The sequence below is a fragment of the Solibacillus sp. NPDC093137 genome, from assembly GCF_050280445.1.
Lineage (GTDB): Bacteria > Bacillota > Bacilli > Bacillales_A > Planococcaceae > Solibacillus > Solibacillus isronensis_B.
In genome coordinates, this window is sequence record NZ_JBNNVH010000001.1 from 1,832,205 (window position 1) to 1,850,854 (window position 18,650).

Here is an 18,650-nt window from a genome sequence, read left to right on the forward strand (position 1 = left end):
TAGTTAAGTCATCCTCATCTATTGATGAAAATCCGATAAATTTTACTTTACGATTTCAATTTCGTTTAACGGCCAGAAAATGATGTTCGTATTGCCGATAATTTCTTTCTGTTCGACGATTCCAATATGGCGGCTGTCTTTACTGAAGCGACGGTTATCGCCCATTACGAATACGTAGCCTTCCGGAATTACGTCCAGTGACGGATCGATATCTTTCAGCGAGAAGTCACCTGTTAAGTTGCCTTCGCTAATTTCGGCCTTATAAGCGTCCAAATACGGTTCGTCGATCGGTTCACCATTAATGTATAATTGATCATCCTTATATTCTACAAAGTCCCCTGGAACACCGATGACACGTTTAATATAGTCCTTTTGTTCAGGTGCGTGGAATACGACAATGTCAAAACGGTCGGGTTCGCCGATTTTATAGCTGAATTTGTTGACGATCATACGATCTCCATTTTCAAGGGTAGGCATCATTGAATCCCCGTCTACTACAATCGGTGTAAATAAAAAGTAACGAATAAATGCGGCAATCGCAAACGCAATCAGTAGAGCTTTCGTCCATTCCCAAAGCTCATTTTTTTCTTTTTCAGTTTTTTCCACGTAGCTATCCCCCTTGCTCATCACATTTATTGTATACGAAATATGTATATCAAGCAAAAATCTAATCTAAATTATTACATCATATTATCTATAGTTTATTGTCAAAATCACATGTTAATACACATTTTTTACTTAAAGAAAGAAAGGGACTTGTATTATACAAGCCCCCTTCTAAAAAGTTCTTATCGAATTTCTTTAATACGAGCAGCTTTACCACGTAAGTTACGTAGGTAGTAAAGTTTAGCACGACGTACTTTACCTTTACGTACTACTTCTAACTTAGCGATTTTTGGAGTGTGTACTGGGAAAGTACGCTCTACACCAACACCGTAAGAAATTTTACGTACTGTGAAAGTTTCGCTAATTCCGCCACCACGACGTTTAATAACTACACCTTCGAATAATTGGATACGCTCACGAGTACCCTCAACGATTTTAACGTGTACCTTAACTGTGTCACCTGGTTTGAATGTAGGTAAGTCTGAACGTAATTGATCTTTAGTGATCTCTGTAATAATGTTTGACATTGTTTTCTCTCCTTAGACAGATGCTCATGCACGCTAATTTAAGCCACAGCGGAACACCGTAATTCAGTGCTTACATTGAAGCACAAAATGAATCTTACCATAATTGTTTTAGGCTTGCAAGTAGTTTTGCTTTACATTTCATTCTTAATTTTTTCGATTATTTTCATTTGCTTGTCCGTTAATTCAAGAGCGTCCAATAAATCCGGTCTGCGCTCCAACGTACGCTTGAATGACTGTTCCTCACGCCACGCATCTATTTTCGCGTGATTACCTGATAGCAATATATCCGGCACTTTCATTCCTCTAAAGTCAGATGGGCGCGTATAATGAGGGTGCTCTAATAATCCTGTTGAAAATGAATCCTGAATATGTGAATCTTCCTGACCAAGTACACCCGGCAACAAACGTACAACCGCATCGATTACCGTCATCGCAGGTAGCTCGCCTCCTGTTAGAACAAAGTCGCCAATCGAAATCTCATCTGTTACTAGATACTCCCGAATCCGCTCATCATATCCTTCATAATGCCCGCAAAGGAATACTAAATCTTCTTCCTTTGAAAGCTCCTCTGCCTTCTTCTGCGTAAAGCGCTCGCCTTGTGGGCACATGAGAATAACACGTGGCTTGCGGCCTTCTGTAATGGCTTCCACCGCATTGAACATCGGTTCCGGCTTTAATACCATTCCCGCTCCGCCGCCGTACGGGTAATCATCCACTTGTTTGTGCTTGTTTTCACTGTAATCCCGGATATCGGTTACCGCTAGCTCAACGGCACCTTTTTCCTGAGCCTTTTTTAAAATCGATGACCCAAAAACACCCGTGAACATATCAGGAAATAAACTTAATACGTGAATCTTCATTCCAACAAACCTTCCATTACGTGAATAACGATTTTCTTTTCATCGACATCAATATCTTTTACGATATCCTCAATGTAAGGAATGTAGTGTTTCTTACCATTTTGCGCTTTAACTTCCCATACATCGTTTGCGCCCGTTTCTAAAATATCAGTAACAACGCCGATCAGTTCGCCCTCTTCTGAAAACACTTCACAATCTTTAATTTCAAAGTGATAGTATTCATTATCTTCAAGCTCATCTTCCGCTAATTGATCCATCGACACTTTTAATAGGCCTTCTTTAAATGGTTCCACTAAATTAATGTTTTCCATTCCTTCAAATGTCACCAAGATAAAGTTTTTATGCCGTCTTGATGAACTGATCGTTACCCAAGTCGGTTTTTTATCATCTTTTTTGAATGCTGCTAGTTTTGATCCTACCGCAAAACGTTCTTCTTCAAAGTCCGTTGTCGATAAGATTCGCAGCTCTCCACGAATACCATGTGTATTTACAATACGTCCTACATTAAACCATTCCATGTATATTCCACCTTTTATAATAATTTGTTACCACATAACTTTTATATACACCGTTGTTTGGAGTGAAGGCGGCGAAGTAACATTCAAATGCCTTTTGATTTGAATGTTACTTTGCGACGAAAGCGGAGCGACAGGAGCACATGCACAATGCTTCTATGGCCACCGCAATAAACTCCTACCGTAACAGAAAACAACATTATCATAACAAAAAAAGAAGGGTTAGCAAAATGCCACCCTTCTTTTACTAATCCAATATATCGACATACGTCTTTTTCTTCTGGTGGCCGCCCGCTGCTGAGTACACAATCGTACGAATTGCCTTCGCAACACGTCCTTGCTTGCCTATTACTTTCCCTCGATCCTCTGGATGAACAAAAAGCTTATAAACAACTCGATTTGAAGTTTCGTCCGTCTCAATACGAACGTCTTCAGGATAATCGACTAACGGTTTCACAATTGCTTCAATCAGCTGCTGCATAATGCCACCTCCGAATTAATCATTGAATTATTTGCTGTATTTAGCGTTATGGAATTTTTCCATGATACCTTGTTCTGAGAACAGGTTACGTACAGTATCAGATGGTTTTGCACCATCAGTTAACCATTTAAGAGCTTTCTCTTCATCGATTTGTACTGTAGCTGGAACTGTAAGTGGGTTGTAAGTACCTACTGTTTCGATTTGACGGCCGTCACGTGGTGAACGAGCGTCTGCAACTACGATACGATAGAAAGGAGATTTTTTAGCTCCCATACGTTTTAAGCGAATTTTAACTGCCATTTTTATAGCACCTCCGAATAAGTTTCACACAAGATATTATATTAGCAATGTCTTGATGGTTTGTAAAGTGTTTTTTCTTAACACCTTATTTTTTATTTAAATAATGAATCAAAACCAGGCATTTTCATCTTCTTTTTACCTTTACCTTGAGCCATGCCTGTCATCTGTTTCATCATTTTTTTCATTTCTTCAAACTGCTTCAATAAGCGGTTCACTTCCTGAATTGACGTCCCTGAACCTGTAGCAATACGCTTTTTGCGGCTCGCCGAAATGATTTCCGGGTTTGTCTTTTCATTTGGTGTCATCGAATAGATAATCGCTTCAATGCGTCCCATCTGCTTTTCGTCGACTTTGACATTGTCAAGGCCTTTCATCTTGTTTGCACCTGGAATCATTTTCAATAATTCATCAAGTGGTCCCATTTTCTTCACAGCTTGAAGTTGTTCGATAAAGTCATCAAACGTAAAGCTCTGTGTCATGAACTTTTCTTCCAGCTCTTTTGCCTTTTCCATATCAACGTTGGCCTGTGCTTTTTCGATCAGTGAAAGTACATCACCCATCCCTAAAATACGTGATGCCATACGCTCAGGATGGAATGGTTCCAACGCATCCATTTTTTCGCCCATACCGACAAATTTAATCGGTTTCTCAGTAACAGAGCGAATCGACAGTGCCGCACCACCACGAGTATCGCCGTCTAATTTTGTTAAGACAACGCCCGTAATGCCGACTGTTTCATTAAAGCTTTGTGCAACATTTACAGCATCTTGACCAGTCATTGCATCAACAACTAAAAATACTTCATCCGGCTCTTTTAAACCGCGAATGTCTTTCAGTTCCTGCATCAGCTCTTCATCAATATGAAGACGACCAGCTGTATCGATTAATACAACGTCCAAATGCTCTTCTTTTGCATGCTCGATTGCCTGACGTGCAATTTCAACAGGTGAAACATCTGTACCTAGTGAGAATACTGGCAGAGATAACTGTTTGCCTATTGTCTGTAATTGCTGAACAGCGGCTGGACGGTAAATATCTGCTGCTACTAATAATGGTTTTTTATTATACTTTTTACGTAATACATTCGCCAACTTACCTGTAGTCGTCGTTTTACCTGCACCTTGTAAACCAACCATCATAATGACAGTCGGAGGACGGTTGCTGAATTTAATCGGGCTTTGTTCGCCACCCATTAAATTCTTCAATTCATCCTGGACAATTTTAATGACTTGCTGACCAGGTGTTAATGATTTCATGACGTCGACGCCGACTGCACGCTCACTAACTTTTTTAACGAATTCTTTTACTACTTTTAAGTTTACGTCCGCTTCGATTAAGGCAAATCGGACTTCACGCATCATTTCTTTAACGTCTTGTTCCGTTACTTTACCTTTACCTTTAATCTTTTGGATCGTACCTTGGAGTCGCTCTGCTAAACCTTCAAAAGCCAACTCGTTCGCCCCCTAATCCGATTCCTTCAGTTGTTCAACCAATGCTAGTTTCGCCTCTGTCGTAGAAGCCTCATCCATGATCGCATTCGTCAATTGTTTTAACACGATTTGACGTTGTTGAAACTTTTCGAATAAATTTAGTTTTTCTTCATATTCTTCAAGCATCGCCTCAGTACGGCGAATATTATCGTAAACAGCTTGGCGTGAAATACTATAACTTTCGGCAATTTCTCCTAACGAGTGATCGTCCAAGTAATACAGTTCCATGTAGCTACGCTGTTTATCAGTTAATAACGCTTGATAAAAGTCGAAGAGAAAGTTCATGCGTGTTGTTTTTTCAAGTAGCATTTTTATCTCTCCAATCATAATTTGTCTATCTTATCATAATCTTGTGGGCAGTTACTGTCAAGGTAATCCCCTTGTCCGTATGGATAACCTTTTTCTTTCCATCGATAAGCAAATTTAAAAAATGACGACACTCTCTCACGAAAAAGGAAGCATCGCCATTTCTTATATAATAGGAAGATTACTATAAAGCGAAGATACTTTTACAGCGTTACACCTGTTTTAAAAATAGCCATTTCTTTAAAATTCATTCGTTCATGATTTAATGGCTCACCACTTGCAACAGCAATAATGTATTGAATAAATTCTTCCAGTACCGCATCTTCATCAACGTCATCTTCTAATATTTGCCCTGCGTTAAAATCAATCCAATGCTTTTTTTGCTCATAAATAGCACTGTTTGTTGAAATTTTCATCGTAGGTACAAATGAGCCGAATGGCGTACCACGACCTGTAGTAAACAGTACTAATTGACAGCCGGCTGATGCAAGTGCTGTACATGCTACAAGATCATTCCCAGGTGCACTCAATAAATTCAACCCGCGTTTTTTTAAACGTTCGCCGTATTTCAAAACGTCTACAATCTCAGCACTGCCCGCTTTTTGCGTACAACCTAACGACTTGTCTTCCAGCGTTGTAATCCCGCCTGCTTTATTTCCTGGTGAAGGATTTTCATAAATCGGCTGATTGTAGTCGATGAAGTATTGCTTAAAGTCATTAATAAGCGAAACAATCTTTTCAAATGTTTCTTCATCTTGTGCACGGTTCATTAAAATCGTTTCCGCTCCGAACATTTCCGGAACTTCCGTCAGCACCGTTGTGCCGCCCTGTGATACTAAAAAGTCGGAGAAACGGCCTAGAAGCGGATTCGCCGTGATACCCGATAAGCCGTCTGAACCGCCACATTTTAGTCCGATACGCAATTCACTAATCGGAATATCTTCTCGGCGGTCATTGCGGACTGCTTCATGAAGTTCCACGAGTGCTTCTACACTTGCTTCAACTTCATCATCAACTTGCTGAGACACGACAAATTTCACACGGGAAGTATCGTAATCACCTAGTTCCTGCTTCATCTCTTCAATTGTATTATTCTCGCAACCAAGTCCTAATACAAGCACCGCTGCAGCATTCGGATGATTAATTGCATCCAGTAAAATAGTACGTGTATTTTCATGGTCGTCGCCTAATTGCGAACAGCCAAAATTATGCTTTAATACGAGTGTCGATTCAAAAGGCGCAATACTTCCTACGCGTTGCTCAAACTCCCGAATAATCATATCCGCAATACCATTCACACATCCGACTGAAGGAATAATCCACAGCTCGTTCCGTATACCGACTTCACCATTGCTGCGTCGGTACCCTTTAAATGTTAAATTACGCTGCGGGTAGTTTAATGGAATATCTTTCTTGTCGTAATTATAGTTAATGATGTCCTGCAAATTTGTTTTCACATTATGCGTGTGGACAACAGTTCCTTTTGCAATATCTTCAGTAGCATGTCCAATCGGATAGCCATATTTTATAATATGTTCCCCTTTTTCAATGTTACGTGTGGCAATTTTATGGCCTCTAGTAACTTCCTGTGCCAAATTAATCTGCTCTTGGCCGATGGGAAATGGCTCTCCCGCTTCAAACGCACGTAAAGCGACCGCAACATTATCAGATGGATGAATTACAATCGTTTCTTTCATAATCCCATTACCTCCTCTTCCAATTCCGCAATAAACTGTGCAGTTTGTTGTTCTTTAAATGCCGCAATTGCCTGCCCGACAAATTGTTCAAGTTGTGGAATCGTGGTTAAATCTATTCCCCAAAGATTTTCATTACGCAATACAGCCTCTAATGAGTTTGCCTTAATTTGCTCAATCGCTTCCGGAGCATCTTGCGGCGAAAATACTGCCGGTGTCTGATATAGGTAAATCCAGGCAGCCAATGCTGTTGTTAAATGTTTCGGAAGTGTTTCGTATTGCTTATAATACGCCAGTAACGATGGGATATTTCTAGTTTTAAACTTGGCGATTGCATTGAGTGCAATACTTTTTACGTAATGTGCAATAAAAGGATTTTCAAAGCGCTCTAAAACCGCTTGTTGATATATGATTAACTGTTCTTTGTCACCATTAATGGTAGGTATCACTTCCTGGGCAAGTAAGCGTTGAACAAACGGTCTTAATCCAGGGTGTTCCATCACTTGCCCGACTGTATCTATATTCATCAAAATAGCAAGCGGTGTTAATGCGGAGTGTGCACCATTGAGCATTTTCACTTTGCGCTCCCGGTAATAACTCAATTCTTCTACAAGCTTTACTTCAAATTTATTATTAACTAACGGAAAAGAATGAAGCGCTTCTTCATTTTCTATTACCCAAATATAATACGGTTCTGCCGAGACAAGTAATTTGTCAACATACCCAAGCTTCATCGATAATTCTTCATGTTGGCTTTTCGGGAATCCCGGTACGATACGGTCAACAAGTGTGTTGCAAAACGTATTGGCATTTGTTACCCAATCGATGAAGCTCTGCCCTAGGTTCCATGCATTTGCATAGCTTACAATCCCATTTTTTAAAGCGGTACCGTTCTGTTCAATTAATTCACACGGCAGGAAAATCAGCCCTTTTGACGGGTCTCCGCCGAATGTTTCATAGCGTTTCCATAAAAAATGAGTCACATTCGCTACAAAATTTGTTGATGGCTGTTTATCAAATGGAAGCTCTTCATAAACAATCCCCGCTTCGGTAGTATTGGATACAACATATTGGAGGTCTTCTGAAACCGCGAGCTTCATATATTCTTCGTATTGATTTTGCAGTGATATGCTCCGTGTTACACTTTCAATCACTTGTTCATAGTTGATTTGCTTACCATTTTGAATCCCTTGCGTAACAAGTGTGTATAAACCGTCTTGCGCATTGATCACTTCTGATGTACTTCCTGATGTTGACTGGACAATAACAATTCCTAAATCCTGTTGCTGCTGTAAATTCGCTTCATGTACAAGCCAATCAACAAAAGCACGGAGAAAATTCCCCGTGCCGAATTGGACAATACGCTCTACGACAGCTGTTTTTCGAGTATACACTTCGTTTGATAACTGTTGCATGCTTCATCCACCCCATTTAAAAGTTAAAGTAATTTTTTGCATTGTAATAGCAAATATCCTGTACTACCTTTCCAAGAAGCTCATAATCTTCAGGGAATTCTCCATTTTCAACCCATTCGCCAATAAGATCACATACTAAGCGTCTAAAATATTCGTGGCGCGTATAAGACAGGAAACTGCGTGAATCCGTCAGCATACCGATAAAGCGGCTGAATACCCCGATGCTCGCAAGTGCTTTCATCTGATCAAGCATTCCTTCTTTTTGATCATTAAACCACCAAGCTGTACCGAATTGAATTTTCCCCGGCACTTTTTCCTGGAAGCTTCCGATTATACTGGCAATAACGTAATAGTCTTTCGGATTTAATGAATAAATAATCGTTTTCGGTAATGCATCTTCAAGTGCAAGTGCATCCAGTAAACGTGTCAGCGGTACTGCGATTGGACCGTCATTAATGCTGTCATAGCCTGTATCCGGCCCTAATTCATTAAACTGACGTGTATTGTTGTTGCGGTGTGCGGAAATATGATATTGCATCGCCCAATTATATGAAGCGTATTGCTTTCCTAAAAAGATAAGCAATGCTGTTTTATATTTCGCTTCATCTTCCAGCGATACTTGTACACCCGCAAGCCCCTTTTCAAAAATAGCACTCACTTCTTGTTCTGTCGCTTCTGCATAATAAATCGTATCCAATGCATGGTCTGATACTTTACCGCCGACTTCATCAAAAAATTGAATACGTTTTGCAAGAGCTTCTTTCAATTGTTCATAAGAATCAATTGTTTCACCGACTACTTCCGATAATGATCCAATCCAGGCCGCAAATGTCGGCTTATTGATTTCCAATGCTTTATCCGGCCTGAAGCTTGGCAGTACTTTCACGTTAAACTGCTCATCTTTTTGAAGCGCGATATGATATTCAAGTGAATCAATCGGATCATCTGTTGTGCAGATTACTTCTACTTTTGAGTCTATAATTAACTGACGTGCTGTTTTTTGAGGTAGTTGTTCATTTACATTATCCCAAATAGCGCGTGCTGTTTTTTCATTTAATAGAGTTTCTTCATTAAAGAATCGGCGAAGCTCTAGATGTGTCCACTGATATAAAGGGTTTCCAATTGTATACGGAACGGTTTTTGCCCATGCTTCAAAACGCTCATAATCAGCCGCATCACCCGTTACTAGATGCTCCGGAACCCCATTTGCCCGCATCGCACGCCATTTATAATGGTCACCGTACAGCCAAGCCTCTGTTATATTTTTGAATTGCTTATCCTCATAAATTTCCTGAGGACTTAAATGACAGTGATAATCAATAATCGGTAAATCTTTTGCATAATCGAAATACAACTTCTCAGCTACTTTATTATTCAATAAAAACGAATCACCTAAAAATGTTTTTGTCATATTCTAGTCCCCTTACTTTAATAGTAGTTCCGGAAGTTTTAACGTAATATCTGGAACAAACGTTATTAATAATAGTATAACAATCATTGCTCCATAAAATGGAAGCATTCCCTTTGTTGCTTTTTCGATCGGTATTTTACCGATGGCACATCCGACAAACAGACACGTACCAACCGGCGGTGTTACAAGACCAATCGCTAAGTTCAGAATTAATACAACACCGAATTGAACCGGATCCATACCTGCTTCGATTGCTACCGGCAATAAAATGGGTGTCGCAATTAAAATTAACGGTGCCATGTCCATAAACATACCTAATACTAATAAAATGACATTAATAATTAATAATGTAACAAAATCGTTCGGTGAAACAGCCAATAACGTTTCTGTAACCATTGCAGGTACTTTTAAAAATGCAAGCAGCCAGCCGAATGCTGAAGAAGCTGCAATTAAAAACAGTACCATCGACAATGTTTTGACAGTACGTTTCAGAATGTTCCCCATCGCCGAAATCGGCACATCTTTATAAACGAAAAATGAAATAATAAACGCATATAATGCACCGATTGCCGCAGATTCTGTCGCTGTGAAAATACCGGATAAAATACCCCCGATAATAATAACCGCTGTAAACAATCCTAATAAACCTTCACGTACAATTTTCGGAACTTCTTCACGTTTAATCGGTTCGCCTTTCGGATAATTACGCTTTACTGCAATCGCATATGCAAAAATCATTAAAATTAAGCCTAATGCAATACCCGGAACGATTCCTCCCATAAACAATGCACCAACCGATACACCACCGGCAGCAGTAGAATAAATAATCATATTATGACTTGGTGGAATTAAAACGCCTTGTGCAGCACTTGAAATAGTGACCGCAACAGAATATTCCGCATCATACTTTTGCTTTTTCATCATTGGGATTAATACAGAACCAATTGATGATACGTCCGCTACAGCAGAACCCGAAATACCGCCAAAAAATGTTGAAGATAAAACGTTTACCATCGCCAAGCCCCCGCGCACTTTCCCGACAATAACGTTCGCCAAATTAATTAAACGGCGTGAAATACCGCCTTCATTCATAATTTCCCCGGCTAAAATGAAAAATGGAATCGCTATAAGCGAAAAACTGTTCAATCCGCTTACCATTCGCTGTACAATTGCCGCTAAATCAATCCCTAAATAAATCGTAGTGACAAAAGACGAAACCGCCAGACATAGTGCAACCGGTACACGTAAAAGTAATAACACTACAAATACTGCAAGTAATATTGCAATCCCCATTATTTAGCCGCCTCCATCGCTTCTTTGGCATCGTCATCAAAATCTTCATGAATCGCATCTTTAAAGAACATTTCAATCCCGTAAATGAATGTTAAAATACCACTGACAGGAATCGCACTGTATAAAATACTTTGCGGCAATCTTGTACCGGCCATTAATGAGCCATGCATTAAAAATGTAAAACGGAAGCCGTAATAGATAAAAATGATACTCATTGCAACTACCAATACTTTAGTGATGAGATCGATTTTCTTTTGAATGCTCTTTGGCATCAAACCTACAAATACCCCTACCCCAATATGTAAGTTGTCTCTAAATCCGATTGCAATTCCAATAAAGGCAATCCAAATTAATAAAAGCAATGCCAATTCTTCCGTCCATCTCGGTGTGAAGTCTAAAAAGTTACGTGTAAATATTTGATAGATGATGATCAGTGTCATCGCAATAACCATCGTTCCTAAAATATAATCTAGGCTGCGGTCTAAAATACTTTTTGCCTTTTTTATAGTAGCCACTCGATAGCCCTCCCCTTTATTTTACTTAACCAATGATTGAATCTTCTCTAAATTTTCTTTAAACTGTTGCCCGTATTTTGCGTAGATTGGTTCAACTGCTTCTTGCCAAGGTGTCACATCATCGATGACTGTAACTGTATTACCGGCATTTCGCGCTTCAAGTAAAGACTTTTCTTCCAGTGCTGCCCACGCTTCTCGTTGCACGACTTGTGATTCCAATGCTGCTTCCTTAAAGATTTCCTTATCTTCTTCCGATAACGTATCCCAGAAAGCTTTCGAAGCTGTCAAAACTTCCGGTACACCAGAATGTCCGTCCATCGTTATGTATTTAGCCACTTCAAAATGATTTGTCGTGTAATAACTTGGGAAGTTGTTTTCAGCACCATCAATTACCCCTGTTTGAATTGCCGAATATACCTCACCATAAGACATTGCTGTGGCAGAAGCTCCTAATGCCTCAACCATGTCAATATTTAAACTTGATTGCTGTACTCTTATTTTTAGTCCTTCTAAATCTTCCGGTGATTTTATTTCACGAACCGCATTATAGAAGTGGCGGTTGCCTGAATCGTAAAAAGCCAACCCTTGTAAATTCGATTCGCTTAATCCATTTAATAATGTCTCGCCGATTTCACCATTCAATACTTCCCACTTATGCTCATCATCCGAAAATAAGTATGGTAACGATAAAACACCTAATGAGTCCGAAAATTCCATTAAAGGACTGCCATTAATCCGTGCCAGTTCAATCGCCCCTACCTGCATTAATTCAATGGCACTCTTTTCGTCACCAAGCTGACCTCCTGTGTAAACTTCCACTTTGTAACGTCCATCTGTTTTTTCTTCTATCAATCTCGCAAATTCATAATCGCCGACGGAAGTAGGATAATCATCTACCTGGTTCTCGGCTAAAATGATTGTTCGAGCTTCTTCAGAAGAATTACAAGCAGTTAAAAATATTGTTAATGCAAGTAATAGCATTAAAACCCCTTTTGTTTTCATCATTTCTCCCCCTTGTATGCGGTTACATTTAGCTAAAACGTTTTAGTAAAACGTTTTATTAAAAAATAATAAATTATCTTCAATACATTTGCAAGGATAATTCTTAATTTTTAGAATATTATTCTTAAAAAATATTTTGTATAATATAAGAGGACCTGTTTTTAATACAGTTCCTCAATCGTTATGAATCCTATACTAAAATCGGATCAAACCGGTATGAGGATAATAATTCTTCTGTGTAGCCGCTTTTTTTGATTTGCAGGAACAAATGAACCGCTTGTTTCGCCATTTCTTCTGTTGGCTGTTCAATCGTTGTCAATTTTGTAGACATAAATTTAGCTAATGGCATTTCATCAATTACAGCAATACCGATCTTCCCCAAAAGATCTGGAGCATGTTCTTTTAAGTAATGTAAAATTGCGAGCAGCATACGGTCATTTCCGGCTATGATTCCATCCAGGTTGACTTCTGTAAGCAACCGATTGAATTTTTCCGGCAAGTTTTCAGTTGAAGTGGCGATTACTTGATGTTCTCCGTATGCTACCCCCCTCTTTTTCATCGCTTGGCGGAAACCTTCCAACCTTTCAAGACGAGGCGTAATATTTTGTTCAATCGAGCCTGCCACAATTGCTAAATTTTCATAGCCCTTATTCATCAGTTCCCCAACTGCGAGCTCGATTGCTTTTTCATTATTCAGTAGAACACTTGGTATTTTCACGTCGGCAATCATACGATCTAAAAAGACAACCGGTATATTACTGTTATACAAATAGTCGTACAAGTCTTTGTTATTGCCTGTAGGAAAAAGAATAAATCCTTCTACTTGCTTTGCGAGCAGCAAATCAATATGTTCACGCTCCAATTTCGGGTTATCATTTGCGTTGCACACAATGACCTGAAAGCCGTGCTGTTGAAAATGACGCTCTAAATGATGGACGATATGTGTAGTAAACGTGTACATAATATTAGCGACAATAATCCCAATTGTTTGTGTCCCTTTGTTTTTCAGGCTTCGTGCTAAAATATTTGGCCGGTAGTGCAGTTTTTCAACGGCTAACTGGATTTTTGCCCGTGTTTCAACACTCATATACTCATAGCGCTGATTCATAAATTGTGAAACGGTACTGACCGAAACATTTGCTTCCTTAGCAACGTCGGCTATTGTTACTTTTTTCATTTTTATCTCCTTTTGTTAATAAATGTTTACTAAAACGTTTTGGTAAAGTTTATCATGTCAAAATATAATTTGAAAAGCAACCCCTCAATTCAGAATTAAAAGAAAAATCAGTCTATTGAATCATTTTTCCATTAAAAAAGCAATTCGTAAAAATTATACGAATTGCTTTTTTAATATAATTTTAAAGTGAAAGTAATCGTTACTCTTCTGCTTTTTCCAGTTCTTTTTCCAGTCCTTCGGCAAATAAACCATATACATAACGTTCTGCATCGAATGGTTGCAGATCATCCATTTTTTCACCAAGTCCTACAAATTTCACAGGGATGTGCAGTTTATTGCGAATAGCCAATACGATACCGCCTTTTGCCGTACCATCCAGTTTTGTTAAAACGATACCTGTTACATTTGTTGCCTCTTTGAACATTTGAGCCTGAACAAGCGCATTTTGGCCTGTTGTCGCATCCAATGCAAGAAGTACTTCATGTGGTGCATTCGGAATTTCACGAGAAATTACACGATGCACTTTTTCAAGTTCGTTCATTAAGTTGACTTTGTTTTGCAGACGGCCGGCTGTATCACAAATTAAAATATCGACACCGCGGTTTTTAGCTGCACGAATAGCATCATACATTACTGCTGCAGGGTCGGAACCTTCTGATTGTGCAATAACTTCTACACCGACACGGTCGCCCCATACTTGCAGCTGCTCAATGGCACCGGCACGGAATGTGTCTCCCGCTGCCAACATCACAGATTTTCCTTCAGATTTTAAACGGTGGGCCAATTTACCGATTGTCGTAGTCTTTCCGACACCATTAACACCAACAAATAAAATAACCGTTAAATCTCCGCTCTGCTGAATATTTAATTCTGTTAAATTTTCTTCACCAGATTCATAAATTTCAACAAGCTTTTCGGAAATGATCGCCTGAATTCCGTTTGTATCTTTAATGTTTTGACGCTGTACTTCAAAACGTAATTTATCCATTAATTCCATCACTGTTTCAAAGCCGACATCCGCTTGCAGCAGGACATCTTCCAGCTCTTCAAAGAAATCTTCATCCACTTTACGATAACGTGCAACTAAATCGTTTACTTTAGAAGTGAAAGAGTTACGTGTTTTTTCCAATCCCGCTTTAAACTTCTGGGTAATCGACCACGCAGACTGCTTTTGAGGTTGCTCCTCAACATCTGTTTCCGATTGATTAGAAATCTCTTCTTCAACAGGTTGCACTTCTTCAATTGGCGGCTGCTCAACTGTTTCTTCCTGCTCTTTTTCAACAGCTTGTTCAGTTTCAGGAATTTCTTCCTCTACCGTTCCGATTAGTTGATTTTCTTCCTGCTCTTGTTCGTCAAGCGGTAACAAATCTACCTGTTGATCTTGTTGTTCTTGTTGTTCTTGTTGTTCTTGTTGTTCTTGTTGTTCTTGCTGTTCACTGCTACCTGCCAGTTTTTCTTTCAGTCGCTTAAAAAAACTCATTTTCCGCCACTCCCTTGCGCTACTAATTCAGCATGTTCTTCCAGTTTTACCGATACAAGTTTCGATACACCCGACTCTTGCATTGTAATACCATACAGAACATCTGCCCCTTCCATCGTGCCTTTACGGTGTGTAATGACGATGAATTGAGTATGCTCACTAAATTTACGTAAATATTCACTATAACGCACAACATTCGATTCATCCAATGCTGCTTCAACCTCATCCAATATACAGAATGGTACAGGTCGTGTATTTAAAATCGCAAACAATAAAGCAATAGCCGTTAATGCACGTTCTCCGCCAGAAAGCAGACTTAAGCTTTGCAGTTTTTTCCCTGGTGGTTGGGCAATAATTTCAATGCCCGTTTCTAACATATTATTAGGATCCAACAGCACCAGGTCCGCCGTACCGCCGCCAAACAGCTCTCTGAACGAAATGACGAATTGCTTACGGATCTGCTTAAATGTTTCACTGAAGCGTTCTGTCATTTCTTCATCCATCTCGCCGATTGCTTTGTGCAGCGTATCTTTTGCAGCAACTAAATCTTCTCGTTGTTCACTTAAAAATGTATAGCGTTCCTGAACACGTTCATATTCCTCAATCGAAGTTAAATTGACTGGACCAAGTTCTTCGATCGATTGCTTCAACAGCTTCACTTTCCGTCGAACATGTTCTTCGTCTTCAATGCTGATTGCTTCTTCTTGAGCAGATAATACATCTAATTCATATTGCTCGAGTAATTGCTCTTGCAGACTATTCATTTCAAATTCAATTCGGCTGCATTTCAGCTCGAGTGCACGCAATGCATCAACATAGCTTTTATGTACTCGCTGTATTTCCTGCAGGTGAATTTCATTTTCCGTAACTTGCTCATGCAAAGTAGAACGCAGTGTACGGTTCTTTTGAATAATTTCTGTCAGTACGTCTTTTTTCTCCGTCCATTCGACAATTGTTTGGGCCAATTCTTCTGCGGATGGCCCATTTAAGCCATCTTCAGATTCTACCCAGTCGATTTCCCGGGAAATTTTTTCGACATTTGCCTGTGCTTTAGACAAATTCAGTTCAATTCCTGCAATCGAAGCTTGTACTTGTGTTAATTGCTCTTGGGCAACTGCAAGCTCAGATCGTTGTTGGGCTAACTGTTCACGCAACACATCTTTTTGCGTTTCACTCTGTGCCTTAGCGAGTGTCAGTTCATCAACCGTTTGCTGGATTTCCTGTAATTCTTTACTTAATTCAGTCAATCGTGATTGTGCAGCTGACTGCTGTTCGTTTAATGACTCTTTACGTGTCGATAATGAAGTTTGCTCCGACTGTGTAATCGTTACTGTTGTCTGTAAGTTCTTCACAATCATATCGAGTTCCATAAGCTTCGAACGATGAATTTGCTCTTGCTCACGCATTGATTCACCTTGCAGCTTCATCTCTTCCAATGAGTGTCGTAATGTTGCAATCTGTTCTTTCTTCGTCGCTACCGTTTGCTCGGCAGAATGGATTGTTGATTCCATTTCTCCCAATGTCGATACGAGTTTGTCGAGTTCCGCTTTACGCGAGAACAATGAACTTTGCTGCTTTAAGGCACCACCAGTTAAAGAACCACCAGCATTCACGATGTCCCCTTCAAGGGTAACAACACGGTACTTAAATCCGCATAAACGGGCAATTTGGCTCGCACCTTCCAAAGAAGATGCTACTAATACATTACCTAAAAGGTTTTCAATAATTGTCGTATTTTCCTGTGCATAATTTACTAGTTCATATGCCATTGCAACATATGCTGGATGTGATTGAATATCACTTAATTGCTGTGCATGAATTTTCCGTGAACGCATTACTGTTTTCGGTAAAAATGTTGCACGGCCTGCACGTTTTTGCTTCAACCAGCCAATTGCTTTTTGGGCATGTTGTTCATTTTCAGTCACAATATGCTGTGAAGCTGCACCTAATGCAGTTTCAATAGCCTGGGAGTATTTCGCCTCGACTTGAATCAGCTCGGCTACCGCACCTTCGATTCCTTGCAGTTCTTTACGATCTCGCGCTAAAAGGACTTCCTTAACACCATGGAAGAAGCCTGAAAAATCAGCCTCAAGTTCAGCCAATGTCTCTTTACGCGCTTTTAATTGCTGATGATGCTGATAAGCCTTATACAATAATGCTTGCTTTTCATCTAAATCGGCAGTCGCTGATTTTAACTGAAGCTGCATGACATCAAAATGATTAAGTTGTTCTTTCACAGACAGTTCCGCCTGTTCAAGTGCACGTTCTGTCACTTCTTTTGCAATGAGTGCTTCAGTCAGTTCTTTTTGAATTTCAGATGAACGACCCGTCATTCGCTCAACAGTTGCCTGTTCCTGCGAAAGTTGTTGATCGATATGCTTTAATTCATTTTTAACGGTCGCTTCTTCGTTAAGCAAGTTAATGTACGTATTTTTCGCATCTTCAATTTCTTGTTCGATTTCCGAAGCAGAGCGTGTTAAAGCTTGCTCGACCTGCTTTAGCGTCGAACGAATTTCGGTAACGATTTTTTGCTTTTCTGTAAACTGACCGCGTTTTTCCCGTTCAGCTTCTTGCAAATCTTTTACCGTATTGGCTGCTTCCGTTAAGCTTTCACGTAATTGTTGAATTTGTTTTTCTGCATTTGAACGCTTTTCGTTAAATAACGCTTTACGGCCTTCCCATCGCTCTACTTCCGCGCTCGCCTCGACAAGCTGTTCTTGAGAACTGTCCAGCACTTCGTCAATCGCTTTTAACTCCGTACGCATTTTGCGCAATTGTTGTTCAACTGTCGCAATTTCAGTTGCATGTTCTTTTTCGGTTGCTGTTAATTTCCGCTGTTCTTCAGTATAGCCTTGCAATACTTTCCCGTTTGCACGGATATCATGAACCATTAATGCTATATCAAAATCTTTCAGTTCTTCGGTCATTCGCACATAATCTTTCGCGCTGGACGCCTGAATTTTCAATGGCTCCAGACGCTGGTCGATTTCATGCAAAATATCGAGAACCCGATTTAGATTTTCATCTGTTTCTACAAGCTTATGCTCCGCTTTCTTCTTGCGCTGCTTATATTTTAAAACACCTGCAGCCTCTTCGAAAATACTGCGGCGGTCATCTGGACGGCTGTTTAAAATTTCATCAACTCGCCCTTGCGAAATAATGGAAAAGGCTTCTTTCCCAAGCCCCGAATCCATAAACAAGTCTGTAATATCCTTCAGACGACATTGCTGGTTATTCAGTAAATATTCACTTTCGCCTGAACGATAAACACGTCTCGTCACACTTACCTCTGTATAAGGTATTGCTACTAGTTCATCTGAATTATCTAAAACGAGTGTAACTTCAGCAAAGTTCAGTGCTCTTCTTGATTCACTTCCTGCAAAAATAACGTCTTCCATTTTGGCTCCACGCAGACTTTTGGCAGACTGCTCTCCTAATACCCACCGGATTGCATCTGTTACATTACTTTTCCCACTACCATTTGGTCCTACAACTGCTGTAACACCAGGTACAAAATCAATCCCGATACGTTCGGCAAATGATTTAAAGCCTACTACTTCGAGTCTTTTAAGGAACAT

The 18,650-nt window shown here is 39.7% G+C and carries 17 protein-coding genes; all 17 read right to left on the reverse strand.

Annotated features, from left to right (window positions below):
- Window positions 1–42: 42 nt before the first annotated feature.
- Window positions 43–606 (reverse strand): signal peptidase I, encoded by a 564-nt coding sequence (gene lepB, locus ACQKN3_RS09360; RefSeq protein ID WP_251689370.1) that lies wholly within the window; start codon window positions 604–606, stop codon window positions 43–45.
- A 182-nt stretch (window positions 607–788) separates the two neighbouring features.
- Window positions 789–1,133 (reverse strand): 50S ribosomal protein L19, encoded by a 345-nt coding sequence (rplS, locus tag ACQKN3_RS09365; RefSeq protein WP_008403308.1) that lies wholly within the window; start codon window positions 1,131–1,133, stop codon window positions 789–791.
- A 131-nt stretch (window positions 1,134–1,264) separates the two neighbouring features.
- Window positions 1,265–1,993: a tRNA (guanosine(37)-N1)-methyltransferase TrmD gene (gene trmD / locus ACQKN3_RS09370; protein ID WP_251689372.1), complete on the reverse strand. Its 729-nt coding sequence runs from the start codon at window positions 1,991–1,993 to the stop codon at window positions 1,265–1,267.
- On the reverse strand, window positions 1,990–2,511 hold the full coding sequence (rimM, locus tag ACQKN3_RS09375; protein WP_251689374.1) for a ribosome maturation factor RimM: 522 nt from the start codon (window positions 2,509–2,511) through the stop codon (window positions 1,990–1,992). Before rimM ends, trmD begins: the two co-directional genes overlap by 4 nt.
- A gap of 244 nt (window positions 2,512–2,755) precedes the next feature.
- The gene (locus ACQKN3_RS09380) at window positions 2,756–2,989 is read right to left on the reverse strand and encodes a KH domain-containing protein (protein WP_008403311.1); all 234 of its coding nucleotides are present in this window, start codon (window positions 2,987–2,989) and stop codon (window positions 2,756–2,758) included.
- Between the two features lie 27 nt (window positions 2,990–3,016).
- Window positions 3,017–3,289: a 30S ribosomal protein S16 gene (gene rpsP / locus ACQKN3_RS09385; RefSeq protein WP_008403312.1), complete on the reverse strand. Its 273-nt coding sequence runs from the start codon at window positions 3,287–3,289 to the stop codon at window positions 3,017–3,019.
- 92 nt (window positions 3,290–3,381) lie between these two features.
- Window positions 3,382–4,740 (reverse strand): signal recognition particle protein, encoded by a 1,359-nt coding sequence (gene ffh, locus ACQKN3_RS09390; protein ID WP_251689376.1) that lies wholly within the window; start codon window positions 4,738–4,740, stop codon window positions 3,382–3,384.
- Window positions 4,741–4,752: 12 nt separating this feature from the next.
- Window positions 4,753–5,088, reverse strand: coding sequence for a putative DNA-binding protein (locus tag ACQKN3_RS09395; protein WP_251689378.1), 336 nt, complete (start codon window positions 5,086–5,088; stop codon window positions 4,753–4,755).
- A gap of 200 nt (window positions 5,089–5,288) precedes the next feature.
- Window positions 5,289–6,782, reverse strand: coding sequence for a UxaA family hydrolase (locus tag ACQKN3_RS09400; protein ID WP_427710973.1), 1,494 nt, complete (start codon window positions 6,780–6,782; stop codon window positions 5,289–5,291).
- On the reverse strand, window positions 6,779–8,194 hold the full coding sequence (locus ACQKN3_RS09405) for a tagaturonate reductase (RefSeq protein WP_427710975.1): 1,416 nt from the start codon (window positions 8,192–8,194) through the stop codon (window positions 6,779–6,781). Before ACQKN3_RS09405 ends, ACQKN3_RS09400 begins: the two co-directional genes overlap by 4 nt.
- A 16-nt stretch (window positions 8,195–8,210) precedes the next feature.
- Window positions 8,211–9,605, reverse strand: a complete 1,395-nt coding sequence (gene uxaC / locus ACQKN3_RS09410) for a glucuronate isomerase (RefSeq protein WP_427710977.1) — start codon at window positions 9,603–9,605, stop codon at window positions 8,211–8,213.
- Window positions 9,606–9,617: 12 nt separating this feature from the next.
- A complete protein-coding gene (locus ACQKN3_RS09415) occupies window positions 9,618–10,898 on the reverse strand; it encodes a TRAP transporter large permease (RefSeq protein WP_251689387.1) in 1,281 nt (426 codons plus the stop codon).
- Window positions 10,898–11,413 (reverse strand): TRAP transporter small permease, encoded by a 516-nt coding sequence (locus tag ACQKN3_RS09420; RefSeq protein ID WP_413077753.1) that lies wholly within the window; start codon window positions 11,411–11,413, stop codon window positions 10,898–10,900. The genes ACQKN3_RS09415 and ACQKN3_RS09420 overlap by 1 nt, the downstream gene beginning before the upstream one ends.
- 21 nt (window positions 11,414–11,434) lie before the next feature.
- A complete protein-coding gene (locus tag ACQKN3_RS09425) occupies window positions 11,435–12,415 on the reverse strand; it encodes a TRAP transporter substrate-binding protein (protein ID WP_251689389.1) in 981 nt (326 codons plus the stop codon).
- A gap of 190 nt (window positions 12,416–12,605) precedes the next feature.
- Window positions 12,606–13,592, reverse strand: a complete 987-nt coding sequence (locus ACQKN3_RS09430) for a LacI family DNA-binding transcriptional regulator (RefSeq protein ID WP_427710980.1) — start codon at window positions 13,590–13,592, stop codon at window positions 12,606–12,608.
- Window positions 13,593–13,791: 199 nt separating this feature from the next.
- Window positions 13,792–15,072 carry a signal recognition particle-docking protein FtsY gene (gene ftsY / locus ACQKN3_RS09435; RefSeq protein WP_427710982.1) on the reverse strand — a complete coding sequence of 427 codons (1,281 nt, stop codon included), beginning with the start codon at window positions 15,070–15,072 and terminating at the stop codon, window positions 13,792–13,794.
- Entirely contained in the window at window positions 15,069–18,650 is a 3,582-nt protein-coding gene (gene smc / locus ACQKN3_RS09440; RefSeq protein WP_427710984.1) for a chromosome segregation protein SMC, read from the reverse strand. The genes ftsY and smc overlap by 4 nt, the downstream gene beginning before the upstream one ends.

What these genes read in the sequence shown, in the direction of transcription:
- rplS (WP_008403308.1), bottom strand. Translation starts at nt 1,133, where the DNA reads ATGTCAAACATTATTACAGAGATCACTAAAGATCAATTACGTTCAGAC.
- trmD (WP_251689372.1), bottom strand. Translation starts at nt 1,993, where the DNA reads ATGAAGATTCACGTATTAAGTTTATTTCCTGATATGTTCACGGGTGTT.
- rimM (WP_251689374.1), bottom strand. Translation starts at nt 2,511, where the DNA reads ATGGAATGGTTTAATGTAGGACGTATTGTAAATACACATGGTATTCGT.
- ACQKN3_RS09380 (WP_008403311.1), bottom strand. Translation starts at nt 2,989, where the DNA reads ATGCAGCAGCTGATTGAAGCAATTGTGAAACCGTTAGTCGATTATCCT.
- rpsP (WP_008403312.1), bottom strand. Translation starts at nt 3,289, where the DNA reads ATGGCAGTTAAAATTCGCTTAAAACGTATGGGAGCTAAAAAATCTCCT.
- ACQKN3_RS09395 (WP_251689378.1), bottom strand. Translation starts at nt 5,088, where the DNA reads ATGCTACTTGAAAAAACAACACGCATGAACTTTCTCTTCGACTTTTAT.
- ACQKN3_RS09400 (WP_427710973.1), bottom strand. Translation starts at nt 6,782, where the DNA reads ATGAAAGAAACGATTGTAATTCATCCATCTGATAATGTTGCGGTCGCT.
- ACQKN3_RS09405 (WP_427710975.1), bottom strand. Translation starts at nt 8,194, where the DNA reads ATGCAACAGTTATCAAACGAAGTGTATACTCGAAAAACAGCTGTCGTA.
- uxaC (WP_427710977.1), bottom strand. Translation starts at nt 9,605, where the DNA reads ATGACAAAAACATTTTTAGGTGATTCGTTTTTATTGAATAATAAAGTA.
- ACQKN3_RS09415 (WP_251689387.1), bottom strand. Translation starts at nt 10,898, where the DNA reads ATGGGGATTGCAATATTACTTGCAGTATTTGTAGTGTTATTACTTTTA.
- ACQKN3_RS09425 (WP_251689389.1), bottom strand. Translation starts at nt 12,415, where the DNA reads ATGAAAACAAAAGGGGTTTTAATGCTATTACTTGCATTAACAATATTT.
- ACQKN3_RS09430 (WP_427710980.1), bottom strand. Translation starts at nt 13,592, where the DNA reads ATGAAAAAAGTAACAATAGCCGACGTTGCTAAGGAAGCAAATGTTTCG.
- ftsY (WP_427710982.1), bottom strand. Translation starts at nt 15,072, where the DNA reads ATGAGTTTTTTTAAGCGACTGAAAGAAAAACTGGCAGGTAGCAGTGAA.
- smc (WP_427710984.1), bottom strand. Translation starts at nt 18,650, where the DNA reads ATGTTCCTTAAAAGACTCGAAGTAGTAGGCTTTAAATCATTTGCCGAA.